13 protein-coding genes and 1 pseudogene are annotated in these 19,390 nt (G+C 62.3%); 7 read left to right on the top strand and 7 right to left on the bottom strand.

Features of this window, described 5'->3' with window-relative positions:
* Positions 1 to 96 precede the first annotated feature (96 nt).
* The 5 genes and pseudogenes from hrpA (at position 97) to ACB031_RS02095 (ending at position 9,692) form a co-directional block, all read left to right on the top strand.
* Positions 97 to 4,011, top strand: a complete 3,915-nt coding sequence (hrpA, locus tag ACB031_RS02115; RefSeq protein WP_371138896.1) for an ATP-dependent RNA helicase HrpA — start codon at positions 97 to 99, stop codon at positions 4,009 to 4,011.
* A gap of 63 nt (positions 4,012 to 4,074) precedes the next feature.
* Complete coding sequence (locus ACB031_RS02110; RefSeq protein WP_371138895.1) at positions 4,075 to 4,926, top strand: hypothetical protein; 852 nt, start codon at positions 4,075 to 4,077, stop codon at positions 4,924 to 4,926.
* A gap of 106 nt (positions 4,927 to 5,032) precedes the next feature.
* The gene (gene rplY, locus ACB031_RS02105) at positions 5,033 to 5,320 is read left to right on the top strand and encodes a 50S ribosomal protein L25 (protein WP_005301003.1); all 288 of its coding nucleotides are present in this window, start codon (positions 5,033 to 5,035) and stop codon (positions 5,318 to 5,320) included.
* A gap of 204 nt (positions 5,321 to 5,524) precedes the next feature.
* A pseudogene (locus ACB031_RS02100) lies at positions 5,525 to 8,694 on the top strand (response regulator).
* On the top strand, positions 8,691 to 9,692 hold the full coding sequence (locus tag ACB031_RS02095; RefSeq protein WP_010633956.1) for an HD domain-containing phosphohydrolase: 1,002 nt from the start codon (positions 8,691 to 8,693) through the stop codon (positions 9,690 to 9,692). The pseudogene ACB031_RS02100 and the gene ACB031_RS02095 overlap by 4 nt, the downstream one beginning before the upstream one ends.
* Here the strand turns inward: ACB031_RS02095 and ACB031_RS02090 are convergent.
* The 4 genes from ACB031_RS02090 to ACB031_RS02075 form a co-directional block, all read right to left on the bottom strand.
* Positions 9,682 to 10,326 carry an MBL fold metallo-hydrolase gene (locus ACB031_RS02090; protein WP_005300995.1) on the bottom strand — a complete coding sequence of 215 codons (645 nt, stop codon included), beginning with the start codon at positions 10,324 to 10,326 and terminating at the stop codon, positions 9,682 to 9,684. The two genes, ACB031_RS02095 and ACB031_RS02090, sit on opposite strands and share 11 nt — an antisense overlap.
* A 25-nt stretch (positions 10,327 to 10,351) precedes the next feature.
* Positions 10,352 to 11,452 (bottom strand): tRNA 2-selenouridine(34) synthase MnmH, encoded by a 1,101-nt coding sequence (gene mnmH, locus ACB031_RS02085; protein WP_017784306.1) that lies wholly within the window; start codon positions 11,450 to 11,452, stop codon positions 10,352 to 10,354.
* Complete coding sequence (gene selD / locus ACB031_RS02080; RefSeq protein WP_005300989.1) at positions 11,449 to 12,486, bottom strand: selenide, water dikinase SelD; 1,038 nt, start codon at positions 12,484 to 12,486, stop codon at positions 11,449 to 11,451. The genes mnmH and selD overlap by 4 nt, the downstream gene beginning before the upstream one ends.
* Before the next feature lie 398 nt (positions 12,487 to 12,884).
* A complete protein-coding gene (locus ACB031_RS02075; RefSeq protein WP_371138894.1) occupies positions 12,885 to 14,069 on the bottom strand; it encodes an acyltransferase family protein in 1,185 nt (394 codons plus the stop codon).
* A gap of 254 nt (positions 14,070 to 14,323) precedes the next feature.
* On the opposite strand from ACB031_RS02075, the gene ACB031_RS02070 reads away from it, so the two are divergent.
* On the top strand, positions 14,324 to 14,968 hold the full coding sequence (locus ACB031_RS02070) for a glutathione S-transferase family protein (protein WP_336289362.1): 645 nt from the start codon (positions 14,324 to 14,326) through the stop codon (positions 14,966 to 14,968).
* A 483-nt stretch (positions 14,969 to 15,451) separates the two neighbouring features.
* Here the strand turns inward: ACB031_RS02070 and ACB031_RS02065 are convergent, their stop codons facing one another.
* Positions 15,452 to 16,645, bottom strand: a complete 1,194-nt coding sequence (locus ACB031_RS02065; RefSeq protein ID WP_005300980.1) for a class I SAM-dependent methyltransferase — start codon at positions 16,643 to 16,645, stop codon at positions 15,452 to 15,454.
* Between the two features lie 113 nt (positions 16,646 to 16,758).
* Positions 16,759 to 18,189 (bottom strand): methyl-accepting chemotaxis protein, encoded by a 1,431-nt coding sequence (locus ACB031_RS02060; protein ID WP_252604744.1) that lies wholly within the window; start codon positions 18,187 to 18,189, stop codon positions 16,759 to 16,761.
* Positions 18,190 to 18,274: 85 nt separating this feature from the next.
* Here ACB031_RS02060 and ACB031_RS02055 point away from each other — a divergent pair, with 85 nt between their 5' ends.
* Positions 18,275 to 18,547: an acylphosphatase gene (locus tag ACB031_RS02055; RefSeq protein ID WP_005300975.1), complete on the top strand. Its 273-nt coding sequence runs from the start codon at positions 18,275 to 18,277 to the stop codon at positions 18,545 to 18,547.
* 89 nt (positions 18,548 to 18,636) lie between these two features.
* Here the strand turns inward: ACB031_RS02055 and ACB031_RS02050 are convergent, their stop codons facing one another.
* A complete protein-coding gene (locus ACB031_RS02050; protein WP_010633965.1) occupies positions 18,637 to 19,272 on the bottom strand; it encodes a glutathione S-transferase family protein in 636 nt (211 codons plus the stop codon).
* Positions 19,273 to 19,390 lie beyond the last annotated feature (118 nt).

Genomic DNA, 19,390 nt, shown 5'->3' with positions numbered 1-19,390 from the left:
CCGCTTTAAGGCTTGCACCGTCCAGCCTCGCTCTTTAGGATCTCCCCCAGCTATCGATATGGCCCTTGATGGGCACTCTTTTAAGGAATTCGTACCTTGTCTCTCTCTATCGAGGCGCTGCGCCGCCGTCTATCTGCCTGCATGAACCTCGACGCCCGCCGTCTCTCCAGCCGTCTGCACGGGGCCAAGAAGCTGCCGGAAGCCAAGCAGGCCGCCGTGCTCGAGACCATTGCCGCCGATCTGGATGTGGCCGAGGCGCGCTATCAATCCCGTCTGGCCGGTGTGCCCAGGGTCACCTACCCGGACAACCTGCCGGTCAGCCAGAAGCAGGCGGAGATCGCCAAAGCCATTGAAGAGCATCAAGTGGTGATCATCGCCGGCGAAACCGGCTCGGGCAAAACCACCCAGATCCCCAAGATCTGCCTGGCGCTGGGGCGCGGGGTGAAGGGCTTTATCGGCCACACCCAGCCGCGCCGTCTGGCGGCCCGTACCGTGGCGGCCCGTATCGCCGAGGAGATGGAGTCCGAGCTTGGCCACTACGTGGGTTACAAGGTGCGCTTTACCGATCAGGTGAGCGAGCAGACCCACATCAAGCTGATGACCGACGGTATCCTGCTGGCGGAGATCCAGAACGACCGGATGCTCACCCAGTACGACACCATCATCATCGATGAGGCCCACGAGCGCAGCCTCAACATCGACTTCATCCTGGGTTACTTGAAGCAACTGCTGCCGAGGCGCCCCGATCTGAAGGTCATCATCACCTCGGCCACCATAGACCCGCAGCGTTTCTCCCGCCACTTCAACAAGGCGCCGGTGATCGAGGTGTCTGGCCGCACCTACCCGGTGGAGGTGCGCTACCGCCCGCTGTTTGTTGATAAAAAAAGCAGTGACAAGAGCGAAGGGCTGGAGGAGCGCGACGAGCTGCAGGGGATCTTCGATGCCGTCGAAGAGCTGGCCCGCGAAGGGCTGGGGGACATCCTCATCTTCATGAACGGCGAGCGGGAGATCCGCGATACCGCCGATGCCCTGCGCAAGCTCAACCTGCGCGACACCGAGGTACTGCCGCTCTACGCCCGCCTCTCCAACGCCGAGCAGAACAAGGTGTTCCAGCCCCACGCCGGGCGGCGCATCGTGCTGGCCACCAACGTGGCGGAGACCTCGCTGACGGTGCCGGGCATTCGTTACGTCATCGATCCGGGCACGGCCCGTATCAGCCGCTACTCCTGGCGTACCAAGGTGCAGCGCCTGCCCATCGAGCCAGTCTCCCAGGCCAGCGCCAACCAGCGTAAAGGGCGCTGCGGCCGGGTGGCGGACGGTATCTGTATCCGCCTCTACTCCGAGGAGGATTTCAACGGCCGTCCGGCCTTTACCGATCCCGAGATCCTGCGCACCAACCTGGCTTCCGTCATCCTGCAGATGCTGGCACTCGGCCTTGGCAACATGGAGGCGTTCCCCTTCGTGGAGCCGCCCGAGTCACGCCATATCAAGGATGGCCTGACCCTCTTGAAAGAGCTGGAGGCGGTGCGCGAGCTGCCCGCCACCGGCGATCGCGAAGCCAAGCTGCAGCTGACCGAAATTGGTCGCCAGCTTTCGCGCATCCCCCTTGATCCGCGCCTGGCGAAGATGGTGATCAGCGCCGCGCAGACCGGCTGTTTGAGCGAGGTGATGGTGATCACCGCCGCCCTCAGCATTCAGGATCCCCGCGAGCGGCCCATGGAGAAGAAGCAGGCCGCCGACGAGCAGCACAGACGCTTTGAAGACAAGGAGTCCGATTTCCTCGCCTTTGTGAACCTGTGGAACTACCTGAAAGAGCAGCAGGATGCCCTTGGTAGCAACCCGTTCCGGCGCATGTGCCAGAAGGAGTTTCTCTCCTACCTGCGGGTGCGCGAGTGGCAGGACATTCACTTCCAATTGCGTCAGACGGTGAAAGAGCTGGGTTTTAAAGCCAACCAGGAGCCGGCGGATTTCAAGACGGTGCACTGCGCCCTGCTGACCGGCCTCTTGAGTCACATTGGCAACAAGGATCTGGAGAAGCCGGAGTTTTTGGGTGCCCGCAACGGCCGTTTCCATCTGTTCCCGGCCTCGGGCCTGTTCAAGAAACCGCCCAAGTGGGTGATGGCCGCAGAATTGGTGGAGACCTCCCGTCTCTACGCCCGCATCAACGCCAAGATTGAACCCGAGTGGGTGGAGCCGCTGGCGGGCCACCTCATCAAGCTGCACCACAGCGATCCCCACTGGTCGAAGAAAAACGGCGCCGTCATGGCCAAGGAGAAGGTGACCCTCTATGGCCTGACCCTGGTTGCCGAGCGCACTATCAACTTCAGCCGCATCGATCCGGCCCTGTGCCGCGAGCTGTTTATCCGCCGCGCCCTGGTGGAGGGGGATTTCGAGACCCGCCACCGCTTCTTCAGTGACAACCGCAAGCTCTTGGCCGAGGTGGAGGCGCTGGAGCACAAATCCCGTCGGCGCGACATCCTGGTGGATGACGAGGACTTGTTCCGCTTCTACGATGCCCGCCTGCCGGAAGAAATTATCTCTGCCCGTCACTTTGACAAGTGGTGGAAGGAGGCGCAGAAGCAGGAGCCCGAGCTGCTCAACTTCGAAAAAGAGATGTTGATGAAGGGGGATGCGGCCCACATCAGCGATCTCGACTACCCCAACTTCTGGCAGCAGGGGCGCCTCAAGCTCAAACTGACTTACCAGTTCGAACCGGGGGAGGCCGCCGATGGCGTGACCCTGCACATCCCGCTGCCGCTCCTGAATCAGGTGGAGGTGAAAGGGTTCGAGTGGTTGATCCCGGGGCTGCGTCACGAGCTCTTGGTGGCCCTCATCAAATCGATGCCAAAGCCGATGCGCAAGAACTTCGTACCAGCGCCCAACTATGCCGATGCGCTGCTCGCCAGCATCAACCCCGAGCAGGGGCCGCTGCTGGATGAGATGGAGCGCCAGCTGCGGCGCATGACCGGAGTGGCCGTACCTCGCGAATCCTGGGATTGGACCGCGGTGCCCGATCACCTGAAACTCACCTTCCGGGTGGTGGACGACAAACACAAGAAGGTGGCGGAAGGCAAAGACCTGGAGGCATTGAAAGAGTCCCTGCGCGGCAAGGTGCAGGAGACCTTGTCACAAGTGGCGGACGACGACATCGAGCAGTCAGGCCTCACCCTGTGGAGCTTTGGCGAGCTGCCGAAGGAGTACAGCCAGAAGCGCAGCGGCTTCGAGGTGAAGGCCTATCCGGCGTTAGTGGATCAGAAGGATTCGGTCGCCATCCAGCTGGTGGAGAGCCCGGAGGTGCAACAGCAGATGATGTGGGCCGGTCAGCGCCGGCTGGTGCTGCTCAATGTGCCATCTCCCATCAAGTACCTGCAGGAGAAGCTGCCCAACAAGGCCAAGCTTGGGCTCTACTTCAATCCGTTTGGCAAGGTGGCGGAGCTGATTGACGACTGCATCGCCTGCGGCTGCGACAAGCTCATCGAGCAGCACGGCGGTATGGCCTGGGATGAGGCCGGCTTCGAGGCGCTCAAGGAGTATGTCCGCGCCGAGCTCAACGACGCCGTAGTGGAGGTAGCCAAACAGGTGGAAGCCGTGCTGACGCTGTCCCATGAGATCAAGAAGCGGCTCAAGGGAAAGATGCAGCTCGACACCGCCTTTGCCATGTCCGACATCCAGCAGCAGCTCGGCAACCTCATTCACAAGGGGTTCGTGACCGAGACCGGCTGGCAGCGGCTGCCGGATCTCTTGCGCTACCTGCGCGCCATCGAGCGGCGCCTGGAGAAGCTGGCCATCGACCCGAACCGGGATCGGGTCTACATGCTCAAGGTGCACAGCGTGGAATCGGAGTACAAGGCGCTGCTGGCCAAGATCCCCAAATCCCAGCTGGTACCCACCGAGGTGGCCAACATCCGCTGGATGATCGAGGAACTGCGGGTGTCGTTCTTTGCCCAGAATCTGGGGACCCCCTATCCGGTCTCCGATAAACGGGTGCTAAACGCCATCGCCCAGTGCTAATCTGCTGAAGAGAAAGGCCGCGGGTGCGCTACCGGCTGCCTGGACGCTAACGGAGGAGCAAGGATGCTTGGATTCTGGTTAGGGATGGCGATGGTCAACATCAGTGGCTATCAGCCCATTGCCGAGCAAACCTGGGTACAGTTGAACCCGGAGTACTACCCGCTGCATCGCACCCCGCCCGCCATGTTCGTGGCCTGGCGGGGCAATCAATTTCCCACCCTCGAGCTCAAGAAGAAGAAGGGACGCTGGCAGGTGCTGTTTCCAGCCCGGCTGGTGCCCCCCTTCGATCTGTTCGAGGGGGAGGCCGAGCTCTCCAAAGCCTATCTGGCAAGATTGCGGCGCATCGACGAAGCGGCCTACGGGCTGGCACCCATTACCCCGGCGGCCTATCAACCTCATCCGACACAAGAGGTGGCGACCCTGGCCGTGCCCTTCATGGCGGAGTTTGCCGTGCCCCCATCACCGGGCCAACCCAAGGCAAATGAGCAAGGGGAACCCCTGCTGGCTGCCTTGTCACAGCAGGCCAGCTGGCAGACGCCAGCTACCCGGTTGGCGCAATTTGAGTCATCGCAGGGGGATGGGCAGGGGATGATGGTGCCTGTCAGCAGCACGCTGACGCTGGCAGCGCCGGCGGCTGGCGGCAAGCGGGTCTGTCATCAGGTCGCCGCAGGAGAGACCCTCTGGCGCATCGCTGCCATGCTGGCCCAGAACGGGACCGTGACCGGGGTAGAGGGGGATACCTACAGCTATTTGCTGGCCATCGTCGATGACAACCAGGCGCTGATGGGTCAGGGCATCAAGGTGAAGGCGGGAGATACCCTCTACTGCCCGGCGCCGCAGACGCTGGCCCGTTTCGATGCCCTGAGCCCGGCCCAGCGATTGCAGCGTTTTGCCAGATTGGAACAGGGACGCTGAGGTCTCTTGTCACTGCTCGGGGCCCGTGATAGTATTCGCGCTCGTTTTGCGAGGTGCCGACCGGTCGCAGTCTGCACCATAAATTCATCTAAAAGAGATACATACTATGTCTTTCGTATTCCAAGCTGAAGTCCGTTCTGACCTGGGGAAAGGTGCGAGCCGCCGCCTGCGTCACGCTGACCAAGTTCCTGCCATCGTTTACGGTGCAGGTAAAGAAGCCGTCTCTATCACCGTTGACCACAAGAAATTCATCCTGGCCCAAGAAAAGCCGGAATTCTATGAGTCCGTACTGACTCTGGTTATCAACGGCGAAGAAGTTAACGTAAAAGTGAAAGCTATCCAGCGTCACCCGGTACGTTACAAGCTGCTGCACCTGGACTTCGTTCGCGTCTAATCGACCACGAACGTTCCTGTGAAGAGGCCACCCAATCGGGTGGCCTCTTTGTTTTTACGGCATTTTTCCCTATAAAAATAAAATACTCAACTAGTGCTGTTAGTCTTTACTTGTAGGCATGATTGACAGCAGGACACCAATTGTGGTGCTCTGACATATATAAAGTATTCGAACAAGTCCAATCACGGGGTGGTGTTGACCGTCATGAAGGGAATCATACGGGGATATTTCCTGCTGTTCTCACCCATTCTGGTGCTGGTCCTGGTGGGGGGATACCTGCTGGGGGACGCACTGGTCGAGCGCGAGCTCTATCGTGTTCGCAGTGATGAGAGCACCTTCCTGGCGCTCGCCAGCAGTCGTCTCGATGACGAACTGGCGGTGCCGTTGCGCCATGTGCGCAGCATGTCGGAAGAGCCCATTCTGCTCGAGGCGGCGGGCCGCGGCGAGCGTGACACCATGGCTGCCCAGTTTACCGTTCTGATGAACCGCAATCCTGACTATGCCCAGGTGCGCTGGTTGGCGCCGGACGGCATGGAGCGGGTGCGTATCGATCGTCAGGGTCAGCATCTGCAGCGTGTGGCCGACGACCAGCTGCAAAACAAAGGGGAGCGTTACTATTTTCGCGATGCCATGGCGCTGCCCTGGGAGCGGGTTTACGTCTCGCCGCTCGATCTCAACGTCGAACACGGCGTGATCGATCGCCCCTTCAATCCCATGATCCGCATCGCCAAGCGCATGCGTCTGGGGGGCCGCGATCTGGGCTTGCTGCTTATCAACGTGCAGGCCGCTCGCATGCTCAAGGAGTTCACCAACAGCAGTGGCAAGGCCGCCGATCACACCATGCTGCTCAACCAGGACGGTTATTGGCTGCGCAGCCCGGATCCGGCGCAAGAGTGGGGGTTCATGCTCGAGCGCCCGGACCTCACCTTGAAGCAATCTTCTCCCCGGGCCTGGCAGGCATTCTGGGGCGCGTCGAGTGGCCAGGTTGAGCTGGCAGACGGGCTGTGGAGCTGGACTACCCTGTACCCGGCACTCAATCACGATCAGCTGATCTGGAAAGCCGCCTCCATGGTGCCACGCAGCGAGCTGCTGGCCATCCGCACTCACATCTGGGGGCTCATCTCGGCCAGTTGCGCCACCTTGCTGTTGCTGTTTGGTGCCGGAGTGGCCTCGCTGGTGCACAGTCGGCATCGGGAGCAGTTGGCGCAGCAGGAGGCGGCCAGGCTCGCGCGGGTCAAAGGGGATTTCATCGCCAACATGAGCCACGAGATCCGTACCCCCATGAACGCCATCATGGGGTTGACCTACCTGCTCGAGCAGGGAGGGCTCGACGATGGCCAGCGGGCCCTGGTGCGCAAGATCCACCAGGCCGGGCAGGCACTGCTCGGGATCATCAACGACATCCTCGATTTCTCCAAGATTGAGTCGGGCCGGCTCGAGCTCGAGCAGGTGCCATTCAGTCTGGAAGAGGTACTCGATCACGTGGCGGCCATCATGTCCACCTGCGTGGGCGAAAAACACCTCGAGCTGGTGGTGAGCAGTGCCCCCGAGCGAGCCACGCACCTGATAGGGGATGCCTTGCGCCTCGAACAGGTGTTGCTCAACCTGACCGGCAACGCCCTCAAGTTCACCGAGCGCGGGGAGGTGGAGGTCAAGGTCGAGCTGGAGGACGAGCAAGATGGCACGGCCACCTTGCTGTTTCGGGTGCGCGACACTGGGATCGGCATTCCGCCCGAGCAGCAGGCCAACATCTTCAATGCCTTCTCCCAGGCCGACTCCTCCACCAGCCGCCGGTTTGGCGGAACCGGGCTTGGCCTGACCATCAGCCGCCGTCTGGTGAGTCTGATGGGAGGCGACATCGGTGTCACCAGCGAACTGGGCAAGGGGAGCGAATTCTGGTTCCGTGTCCGGCTGGCTCAGGTAGAGCGACCAGAGGTCTTCCACGAACGGCTGCAGCACGTTTCGCTGCTTATCGCCGACGACAACCAGGTGACCCGCGATACCCTGTCGATGACGGTGGGCTCCCTCGGCTGGCAGTCACGGGTGGTGGAATCGGGCGAGCAGGCCTTGCATCATCTGCTGCGCCAGGGGGAGCGTTTCGACGTGATCCTGCTCGACTGGATGATGCCGGGCATGGACGGGCTCGAGACCTGCGTGGCCATTCGCCGTGCCTTCGAGCAGCAGGATCGCTCGCCGATCATCATCATGGCGACCGCCTATTCCCAGGAAGAGTTGATGCGCCGCCCCGGCTCGGAGCAGGTGGATCTGGTGCTGCACAAGCCGGTCACCGGCTCCAGTCTCTACAATGCGGTGGCGCGCCTCATTCACGAGAAACGCGAACATGTGGAGCCGCTGGAAAGCGGTCAGCGCCATCAGCGCCTGCCGGACGTGCACATACTGCTGGTCGATGACAGCGACATCAACCTGGAGGTGGCAACCCGCTTGCTGCAGCGGGAGGGGGCCGTGGTGATCACCGCCATCGATGGGGAGCGGGCTCTGGCCTGCCTTGCCGACTCGGCGCAGCGCATCGATCTGGTGCTCATGGATGTGCAGATGCCGGTGATGGATGGTTACGAGGCGACCCGTCGTCTGCGCCAGCTGCCGGGACGGGAGGATATCCCCGTGCTGGCACTCACCGCTGGGGTGTTCAAGGATCAACGCGAAGCAGCGCTGGCCTCTGGCATGAACGACTTTATCGCCAAGCCGCTCGACGTGGAGCAGCTCATCGCCACCCTGCTGCGCTACCTGCCCGACAGTGTGGCACCTATCACGGTCAGCGACGCGCCGTCAGCCCAGGAGCCGGTGGCCGGCATCGACATCGATACCGGTCTGCGTAACTGGGGCGAGGCGTCGGTTTATCTCAAATACCTGCGGCGTTTTCGCGATGACTACATGACGGTCGGTACCGTGCTGCCGGGTTACATCGCCCAGCACGAGACGGACGCTGCCGCGAGCCTGACCCACAAGCTCAAGGGGGTGGCGGGCAGCCTGTCGCTCACCGATGTGGCGCGCATCAGTGCGGAATTGAACGAGGCCATCGAACAGGGGGGGACACCAGTCAGCTCATCGCCCCCTTGCTCGAGGCGCTGGAGCGGGCGCAGCAGGCCATCGACCTCTATGCCGGGCGCGAGCCAGGTGCCGTCAGCTCCCCGCTGGCGCAGGGGGAGGCGCAGGAGGTGTGCCTGCACGCTCTGCGTCAGGCCCTCATGAGCGAGGATCTGGATCTGATCGAGCCTGCGCTGGGTCAGGCCAAGAGTTACTTGCCCACTGAGCTGGTGAGCGAGATCAGTGCGGCCCTGGAGCTGTTCGACATCCATCTTGCCACCTGCAAGCTGGAGGATTATCTGGAGAATCGGGAGGCACCTGGATCATGAACCGACCGCGTGTGCTGATCATCGACGACGAGCCGAGCAACCTCGGGCTGCTGCGACAAATCCTCAAGGAGGAGTACAGCCTCTTCTTCGCCAAGGGAGGAGAGGAGGGGCTGGCCGCCGTGGCACGCCACGAGCCCGCCCTGATCCTGCTTGACGTGCGTATGCCTGACATGGATGGCTACGAAGTGTGCCGCCGGCTCAAGGCCGATCCGGCCCACGCCGGGATCCCGGTGCTGTTTATCACGGCGAGCGACAACGCAGACAGCGAGAGCCAGGGGTTCGAAGCAGGCGGGGTGGATTACATCTACAAGCCGGTCTGCCCGAGCACGGTGCGCGCCCGGGTGCGCAACCACCTCTCTCTGGTGCGCCTCGATCAGCTCGAGCACAGCTACCGTACCGCCATCGTGATGCTGAGCGAAGCGGGTCACTACAACGACACCGACACCGGGGTACATATCTGGCGCATGGCCGCCTACGCCCGCGCGCTGGCCAGTGCGGCGGGCTGGAGTCCGGAGCAGTCGGAGCTGCTGGAGCTGGCGGCCCCCATGCACGACATGGGCAAGATTGGGATCCCCGATCACATCCTCAAGAAGCCCGGTCCTCTCACCGAAGAGGAGTGGGTCATCATGCGCACCCACCCGCGCATCGGCTACGAGATCTTGAGCCGCTCAGACGCCCCCATCTTTCGGATGGCGGCGGAGATAGCCCTGCATCACCACGAGAAGTGGGATGGTTCGGGTTACCCCGCAGGGGAGACCGGCGAAGGGATCCCCGAGGCGTCGCGGATCGTGGCCATCGCCGATGTGTTTGATGCCCTGAGCGTGCGTCGCCCTTACAAGGAGCCCTGGCCGCTGGAGCAGGTGCTGGCCACGCTGCGTGACGGTGCCGGCCAGCACTTTGATCCCCGGCTGCTCGCACGTTTTCTCGAGATCATGCCGGAGATCTTGCGCCTCAAGAGCCAATGGGACACCCGCGAGGAGCGGGAGATCACCAGATAGGTTGCGTCAGATAGGGATTGCTTGCCTTCTCGCGGCCGAACGTCGAGCTGGGGCCGTGCCCTGGAATGAAGACGATGTCGTCCCCCAGCGGCAGCAGGGTCTCGGTGATCGACTTGATCAGCGTCCCGTGATCCCCGCGCGGGAAGTCGGTCCGACCTATGCTGCCGGCAAACAGCACATCGCCCACCCAGGCAAGTTGCTCGGCCTGGCTGAGCAGCACCACATGGCCCGGGGTGTGACCCGGGCAGAAATAAACCTCCAGCTCGCACTTGCCAACCTGCACCTTGTCACCCTGTTCTAGCCAGCTATCCGGTGTAAAGGCCGGAGTATGGGCAAAGCCGAACATCTGGCTCTGCTGGGGCAGCATGTCGAGCCAGAAGGCATCTTCCCTGTGGGGGCCTGTGATGGTGACGCCGGTTCTGTCGCGCAGCTCGGCGGCGGCGCCCACGTGATCCAGATGACCGTGGGTCAGCAGGATGTGAGTGAGGGTCAGCCCCCGTTTGGCGATGGCGGCCAGCAGCTTGTCCGCTTCTCCGCCCGGATCGATGAGGGCGGCCTGATGGGTCTCGTCGCACCAGATGAGGGAGCAGTTCTGGGCAAACTGGGTGACCGGGATCACCTCGAATTTCAACATATGGGGTCCTCTTGTACGGTGAAGATCAGGCACGCTGCTGGGCAAAGAAGTCGAGGCAGGCCTGCTTGTCACCCTGGAAGATGACGCGCTCGCGCTTGTTGCCAAGCTGGTAGAGATACATGGGGTCGTAGTAGCGGGTCAACAGCAGGGTGATCCAGGCCAGGTGCAGCTCGGTGTGGCCACTGCGGCCTTGCTCTTCGAGGGCCACTTGCATCAACTGATCCAGCTCGCGATGGGCCTGATCGCCGAGCCGGCGCTTGAGTCTGGCTAGGGCATCGGTGAGGTAGGCGGCAAACAGCGGCCAGCCCTCTTCAGCGCCGAAACGCTCCTCATAACGCAGCCAGAGATCGTGTACATAGTCCTGGCGGATCTGCTCGGCACGCTCCTCTTGCGGCACCTCGACCACCACCAGCGGGGCCTGGCTCATGGTGTCAAACAGCGAATTGGGCAGGCAGCAGCGGCCGATGAGGCGGCTTTCGTCTTCCACCACGAAACGCTGCTCCCCCTGCTGGCGGCGTTTGAGCAGCTCGATGGCCATGTTGTTTTCAAAGTTGATGTTGCTGGGCTGGCCGCCGGGCAGCTGGCCAAACGACGACCCCCTGTGGTGGGCGTGCCCCTCCAGATCCAGCGCCTGGGCCACCTTGGCCAGCATGTGGGTCTTGCCGGAGCCGGTCATGCCGGTGAGCACGCTCCAGTGGCACTCGGCTGCCGCTCCGTCGAGCGTGTCGATGAGAAAGCGACGCAGATCCTTGTAGCCACCGGCCACCCGCGGGCGGGTGACTCCCGCCTCATGCAGCCACTGCTGCACCGTTTGCGAGCGCAGACCGCCGCGAAAGCAGTAGAGCACGGCATCCGGCTGCCGGCGCAGCTGGGCCAGCCAGCCCTCGAGGCGTTCGGCCCGCACCGCGCCACCGACCAGTTGATGACCCAGCGCGATGGCGGCCGCCTGACCCTGCTGCTTGAAGCAGGTACCAACCTGGGCCCGCTCATCATCCGTCATCAACGGCAGATTGGTCGAGCAGGGGAAGGCCCCCTCCTTGAACTCGATGGGGGCGCGCAGGTCGATGAGCGGAACGTCATCCAGAAAAATCCGGGCGTAATCCGTGGCCAGTGGCAGAGCACTCATTGGACAACCTCGATGAACTGGTTGCCGGTTTGGGCCTGCAGTTGGCCGATGGGGGAAAGGGTCAGCCCTGCCTGTGCGGCAATGGCGTGGAGCTCGGCTTCGCTTTCTTTACCGACGGCTACCAGCAAGCCGCCGCTGGTCTGCGGATCGCACAGGATGTTGCGGGTGCGATCGTCCATGGCGTCCAGCTTGGCGCCATAGGAGTCGAAGTTGCGCAGGGTACCGCCCGGTACGCAGCCCTCGCTCAGGTAGTAATCCACCTCGTCCAGCAGCGGCAGCGCCTTGAAGTCCAGACGGGCACTGACGCCAGAGCCTTCACACATCTCCAGCAGATGGCCAGCCAGACCAAAGCCGGTCACGTCGGTCATGGCGTGTACGCCGGGCAGTTCGGCAAAGCGCTGGCCAATCTTGTTGAGGGTGCACATGGCGTTGGGGGCCAGTTGCTCGTGCTCGGGTTTGAGCTTGCCCTTCTTCTGGGCGGTGGTGAGGATGCCGATGCCAAGGGGCTTGGTCAGATAGAGGGTGTCACCCACCTTGGCAGTGTCGTTCTGCTTGATGGCATTGAGCGGCACGATACCGGTCACCGCGAGGCCGAAGATGGGCTCGGGGGCATCGATGCTGTGGCCGCCGGCCAGAGAAATTCCTGCTTCGTGGCACACCTGGCGGCCGCCGTCGATCACCTGTTGGGCCACTTCGGCCGGCAGGGTGTTGATGGGCCAGCCGAGGATGGCGATGGCGACGATGGGTTTGCCGCCCATGGCGTAGATGTCGCTGATGGCGTTGGTGGCGGCGATGCGGCCGAAGGTGAAGGGATCATCGACGATGGGCATGAAGAAGTCGGTGGTGGAGACGATGCCCTGACCGTTGCCGATATCGACTACGGCCGCGTCATCCTTGCTGCTGTTGCCGACCACCAGGGTCGGGTCGTCAAAGCCCGGGATCTGGCTCTTGAGAATGGTGTCGAGCACCTTGGGAGAGATTTTGCAGCCGCAGCCAGCGCCGTGGCTGTATTGGGTCAGACGAATGGAAGACATACTTTCCCCTTGTGTGTGCAAACGTGCGTGTACAAATGTGTACAAACAAAATAAGTGCAGCGGCTCTGCGGAGCCGTCAAATGGGTGCGCATGCGCGCGAAACTTGGGTGGCCCAGGCTGGCTGTGTGCGCAGCGATACAAGGCTTGCCGTGCAAGACAGCCTGGCAGGACGGGGGAGGAGGGGCGACATCGCGCCGGCGCAGCCCCGCCAAGGGCCACAGGACGGGTCATTATGCCACAAATGGCCGCTCTGGTTCGAACTGGAATTCACACAAAGCGCAGGGAATTAGCGGGTTTAGAGAAGGAGAGCCGCCCTTGCCATGACGCAGGCAAGGCTCTCCCCCGGCATCGCCCCGAAGGCAAACCATGCTGCCATCGGGGCCATCTTGGTGAGGGACTTAGCCGGCTTGCTCCATCACCGGCTGGCGAGCCTTGCCGAGCCGGCGCAGGCGCCGTTGCAGCGGCCGCTCCAGCAGGGTGTAGCTCAGCGCCGAGAGACCGATCAGCACCGCCAGCATCAACAGGGTAGCCAGCACCCCCAGCAGGGGGTTGGTCTGGGCATACCACCACGCAGTGAACCCCGGCGCCAGATAGTGGACAAGCTCGCAGCCGGTGAGCAGCACCAGGGCGTGCAGCAGGTAGATGGAGTAGGAGAGATCCCCCAGCCAGTTGGTGACGCGGTTATCCAGCAGGCGCAGCAGCGGGCTCTGGCGATCGCCCTGGCAGGCGGCAATCCAGATCAGCAACACGTAGGCACTGATCAGCAGCAGGGTCAGCTGCGGCGTCATGGTGAACTGCATCAGCGCGAAGGGGAGCAGAAAGGCGAGCAGTAGCGGCAGATCTTGCTGCATCATGGGCCACTGGCGGGCAGCCTTGACCTTCGGCTGCAGCCAGAGGCCGAGCACGAATTCACTCACCCCGCGCCCGATGGCCAGTGCCCCGCTGGTGACATCCAGGGTGCCCCGGCTGTGCACGATAAAGGCCAGCACCGTCAGGGCCAGCAAGGGGGCGAGGTTGCTCCAGCGGCTGCGGGTGACGGCGAGCGGGATGAGCAGCGGAAACAGCAGATAGCTAATCCACTCCACGCTCAGCGACCAGGCGGCGAAGTTCCAGGTCAATCCGTGATCGGTCACCACCTGCAGCAGCAGGAAGGCGCTTGGCAGCGCCTCGGCCGGGGTAAAGGGTGAGCCGAAAGGAGGCATTCCTTCCCACTCCCACATCTTGAACAGGGGGCCGGCGTAGAAGGCAATCCCATGGCGGGCCTTGTAGAGCTCCCAGCCCACCAGCAGCAGCAGGGTCACCAGGTAGAGGGGATAAACCCGGGTCAGTCGCAGCCAGAGGAAGCGGCCATAACCGATGGTGCGGGGCGTGCGGGCGAAGGCCTCCCCGTAGACGTGGGCCAGCACCAGCCCGCTCAAAATAAAGAAGAGATCGACCCAGAGGTAGCCGTTCTCGATGAGTTGGGTGTGGCCGGCGATCGACTCCATCCACTGGGGAAAGAGCAGCAAGCGGGCGTGAAACAGCACCACCATCAGGGCAGCGATGCCCCGCAGCGGCGTCAACAGCGGCAATGATTGATTCATGACGGGATCCTTGATGATGTTCAGCTTGGCCTGACATCGATTTTTGTTGTGGTGCCGCTCATCAATGAGTCGGCTGCCCCGGCTTGGCGGCCACAGGCGGGATCACCCTACCTAAAAGAGAGCCATACGGGTGTGATTTTCGTCATGAATGCGCATTTATCATCCAAAAACCAGCAAGGTATGAGCGCGGCATCGGAAGTGGAGAAGGGATCTAGACTAGGTGAATCATCCATCCGCGTGCCAGGAGCATCCCGATGAAACTCTATGCCCATCCTTTCTCATCCTACAGCCAGAAGGTGCTGATCGCCCTCTACGAGAATGCCACCCCGTTTGACTACCGGAATCTCGAAGAGCCGGCGGCCAACGCCGAACTTGCCGCCCTCTGGCCGCTCAAGCGCTTCCCGGTGTTGCTCGATGACGGTCGCTGCATCCTCGAGAGCAGCACCATAGTCGCCCATCTGCAGGCGCACCACCCGGGCCCCGTCTGCCTGATCCCGCCTGGCGATGCGGGCTTGGAAGTGCATATGCTGGATCGCGTCTTCGACAACTATGTGATGACGCCGATGCAAAAAGTGGTGCTGGATATGCTGCGCCCGGCCGCTGAGCGTGACCGCTATGGCGTAGTGGAGGCCCGCGAGCTGCTCGATCAGATCTACCCCTGGCTCGATCAGCGGCTGGAAGGGCGCCACTGGATTGCCGGCGCAGACTTCACGCTGGCCGATTGCGCCGCCGCCCCCTCGCTCTTCTACGCCGACTGGGCCCACGAGATCCCCGCTAGTCATGGCTGCCTGCGTGCCTATCGCGCCCGTCTGCTCAGCCATCCCTCCATTGTGCGGGTGGTGGAGGAGGCCAGACCATTTCGGCACTACTTCCCGCTGGGGGCGCCGGCGCGTGATTAAATGGGATGATGTGTGCCGGGAGGAATATTGCCGCCCCGGGCAATGTGCGAGGCGGACAGGATATGGCGTTATCAACAGCAGGGGAAAAACAGCAATATTCATTCAGATGAGTGGGTATGCGTTTATGGCTGATATTTCCCCGAGTAATTTTTAATGTTGATGCGTAATATTTCATGCTTTTGCATAAAACAAATGCCGGGAATGTTTCTGCTGGTAGGTTGTGTATGCCATGCCTGGGGTGAAAGAGAGATGAGAATCGGGTTCACGATGCGGCAACTCTTGATTGAGGATGGCTGTAGTCAGTCGGAGAGGAGGGATAGGGGTACCCATCGCTGCTGGTGGCAAAGTCGGGGGGAGGTTATCTCTTTGTCGGCCGCATAAAAAAAGCCCGCTTTGATCGCGGGCTTTTTGATGACTTGCCGCACCCTGCCTTAGCCCGGATCTGGAACCGGGGACAAGGGGGGCAGCGCTGGTCTGCTCAGCTTAGCGGGCGCGCACCACCAGCCCCTTGAGGTAGAAGCCTTCCGGATAGGCGGTACCTATGGGGTGATCGGAGGCCTGGGACAAGAGCTCCAGGATCTGGGCGTCGCGGCCGGCATCGAGCGCCGCATCGGCAACGATCTTCTGGAACAGGCTCTGTTCCATCAGGCCGGAGCAGGAGTAGGTCAAGAGCACGCCACCCGGCGCCAACAGCTGGAACGCCAGCATGTTGATGTCCTTGTAGCCGCGGCAGGCGCCCAGCAGCTGGGCCTTGCTCTCGGCAAACTTGGGCGGATCCAGCACGATGACGTCAAACTTCTCGCCCTTCTCGCGGTATTCGCGCAGCAGCTTGAACACGTCGTGACGGACAAACTGGGTGTTGCTGGTATCGAGACCGTTCAGCTCGGCGTTCTGGCGGGCGATGTCCAGCGCATTCTGGGAGAGATCCACATTGACCACCTCCTTGGCGCCGCCCTTGAGAGCATAAACGCCAAAACCGCCGGTGTAGCAGAAGCAGTTGAGCACCCGCTTGCCTTCGGTGTACTTGGCGGCGGCCTGGCGGTTGTCACGCTGATCCAGATAGAAGCCGGTCTTGTGGCCGTTGCGGATGTCCACCAGGATCTTGACGCCGCCGTTCTCCTCGATCACCACCGGCTCGTTCGGGGTCTCACCATGGATGACGCCGGTGCGCTCTTTCAGACCTTCCTTCTTGCGCACCGCCACATCGGAGCGTTCATAGATGCTGCACTCTGGGTAGAGGGTGCGCAGTGCCTGGGTGATCAGCTCACGCTGGAACTCGGCGCCGGCGGAGAGGATCTGGCACACCAAAAAATCAGCGTAGCGGTCGATGGTCAAGCCCGGCAGACCGTCGGATTCGGCGGCGCACAGGCGATAGCCGGTGAGGCCCTGACGCTTGATGAGTCCGTCACGGGACTCCTGGGCGTATTTGAGACGACGGATGAAGAAGTCGAGATCGACGGTCTCATCCTTGTCGAAGGTCCAGACCCGGGCGCGGATCTGGGAGCTGCCGGACCAGGCGCCACGGGCGAGCCACTTGCCGTCATGGGTGAGGATCTCGACGGTATCGCCGTCAATGGGGTTGCCCTGAACCCGCTCGATCCCCTTGGAGAAGATCCAGGGGTGGCGACGCAGCAGGGATTTTTCGCGGCCTTTGACGAGATAGATGGAAGCGCTCATGGGAGTTGCCAGATGGTCAAAAGAAAAGGGGCCACATTCTATGTGGCCCGCTGGCAAAACTCAAACAACCTTGGCAGATAGCGCCAGGCTCTGGGAGCTTGTTGTTAAAAAAATCAGATCTTTAGCCCTTTCAATGCCTGGGCCAGCTCGGTGGCGGTGGCCTTGAGGCCGGCGGTGCCGGCCACCGAGGCGCTGGCAGAGGCTTCCACCTGGCCCGCTTCATGGCGCACCTGATCCAGATTGCGGGTGATCTCTTCGGCCACCGAGCTCTGCTGTTCGCTCGAGGTGGCGATCTGGGTGCTCATCTCCAGCACCGCATCGCTGTGGTTGCTGAGCTTGTCGATGTCTAGCCCCACCTCGCTGATGAGCTGCTGGCTGCTGGCAGCCCGCTCCACCGTCTTCTCCATGATGTCGTTCAGTGCCCCGGTGCCAGCTTGCAGCTCTTCAATCATCTGCTGGATCTCCACCGTGGCCTGCTGGGTGCGGCTGGCCAGGGTGCGAACCTCGTCGGCCACCACCGCAAAGCCGCGACCCTGTTCACCGGCGCGGGCCGCTTCTATGGCGGCGTTGAGGGCCAGCAGGTTGGTCTGCTGGGAGATGGCGTTGATGACGTTGACCACTTCGTTGATGCGATTGGCATTGTGGGTCAGCCGCTCCACCGCGCCGGAGGCGTTGCCGATCTCGTCGGCCAGGGTACGGATGGCGGTGATGGTGCGCGATACCCGGGAGGCGCCGTTGGCCGCCTCTTCGCTCGACTGGCGGGTCTGCTGCAGGGTGTCGTTGGCGTTGCGGGCAACCTCGCGAATGGCGGCGGACATCTGCTCCATGGCGGCTGCCAGGGAGTCCATGTGCTGGCGCTGGGAGCGGGCCATGGTTTCGCCTTCGCTGGCATGATCGCGAAACTCGTCGGCGGCCATGGTCAGCGCCTCGGCGGACTCTTCCACCAGCTGTACTATCTTGTGCTGGCGGTCGGTGAAGCGGTCGATGCTGCCGGCCAGGATGGAGAACTCGTCGCGCACCGGGAAGAAGTTGAGGCGGAAGGTGAGATCGCCATCCGCCACTGTCTGCAGCGCCTTGTTGGTGGAGTAGAGCGCCCCCGACACGAAGGTCATCAGGTAGTGGGTCACCAGGGCCAGCAGGACGGCCAGCACGGCTATGATGGTGAGGGTGGTTCCTTGACCATCCCACAGGGAGTAGCGGGAGGCATCCAGGGTACCGGTGACGACCCCGGCCTGGCCGGCGCTGGCGCCGTACCGATAGATGTCGCCCTGCTGGGTCAACCCTGTGCTGCCGGTCGGGCTCAGCGTGAGCTCGGCCGGCAGGGTCAGATCGGCGTGCTGGCTGGCCAGCTGGGCGCTCAGTTCGACCCGCTGCTTGAGCTGATCCAGGCGCAGCTGCATCTCCTGCTGATGGCCGTCTGCCAGCAGATACCAGCTGATAAAGGCGATGAACAGCAGCGGGCACCAGAAGGTGATGAGAAATTTTTCGCTGATCGTGAGGTGAATGAGATAACGGTCAACCCACCGAAACTTTACTTCTTTCATAATGGTATTGCGTCCTGCAAGGGGATGAGAGTGTCGCGCTCATTATCGCCTTGGAGGGAAATTTCTTAAGGGGAAGGTGTGAGAAATGGGAGAGCAATCGTTTGTCGTGCGAGTGTGGGGCCTGGTGCAGGGGGTGGGGTTTCGTTACTTCACCCGGGAGCGGGCGCTGCAACTGGGGCTGCGGGGCCATGCCTACAACCTGGAAGATGGCTCGGTGGAGATCCTCATCTGCGGGCCGGAGCAGAGCGTGCAAATGATGCTGGGCTGGCTGGAGCGCGGCCCGCGTACCGCCGAGGTGACCCGGATGGAATATGAGGTGGCACCACCGCCCAAGGGGAGCGGCTTTCATACCAATTGAGCGCCTTGCTACGCCAATGATGCCGAACAACCATGAAAAACGGGAGCCTTGCGGGCTCCCGTTTGCATTGACGGTTTCTTGTCCGCAGGTCAGCCGGCCTGAGCGGCATCGGCGATGGCCTGGGTCTTGGCCAGCACCGCCTGCAGGGCGGGGCGTTTGGCCAGGCGATCCCGATAGGCCGCCAGCTTGGGGGGAATGGTCTGCTCGAAGCGGGTGGCCCACATCAGGGTATGGGCCAGCAGCAGATCCGCGATGGTTACCTGCTCACCCAGCAGGTAACCCTGCTCGGGCACCCAGGATTCGGCGATGGCCGCCGCCTTGTCAAACTCCCATTTGGCGGTGGGGAAGATGGCCGGCAGGCGCTGGGCCTCGGGCAGGGCGAAGCGGTGTTTGCCGATGGTCCACAGTGGCTGCTCCAGTTCACAGGTGATGAAGCTGACCCACTGGGCGTGCAGCGCCGAGGCCTGGGTCCCTCTGGCGGGCAGCCAGTTCGGGCCATACACCTCGGCCAGGTACTGCATGATGGCGGCGGACTCGGTCAACACGAACTCCCCGTCCTTGAGCACCGGCATCTTGCCGCTCGGGTTGAGGGTCAAAAACCAGTCACTGCGATTCTCGCCCTTGGCGAAGTCGAGAAACTGGAACTGCCATGCCACGTCCAGCTCTTCCAGTAACCAGGATACGCGCAGGGCTCGGCTGACGGGGGTGCCATATAAGGTGATCATGCTTGCTCCTTGCCTGATGAAGGGGGCCATGGGCCCGAAGTGAATCGCCAGTCTAGGCAAATTGCTCGGGAGCAACAAGCACCCAAGGGGGAGGCAAGGCACAAAACGGCGCAATCAG

It is taken from the genome of Aeromonas sp. S8(2024), assembly GCF_041403085.1.
In the GTDB taxonomy this organism is placed as follows: domain Bacteria; phylum Pseudomonadota; class Gammaproteobacteria; order Enterobacterales; family Aeromonadaceae; genus Aeromonas; species Aeromonas dhakensis.
This window is presented reverse-complemented; position numbering and strand designations above follow the sequence as displayed.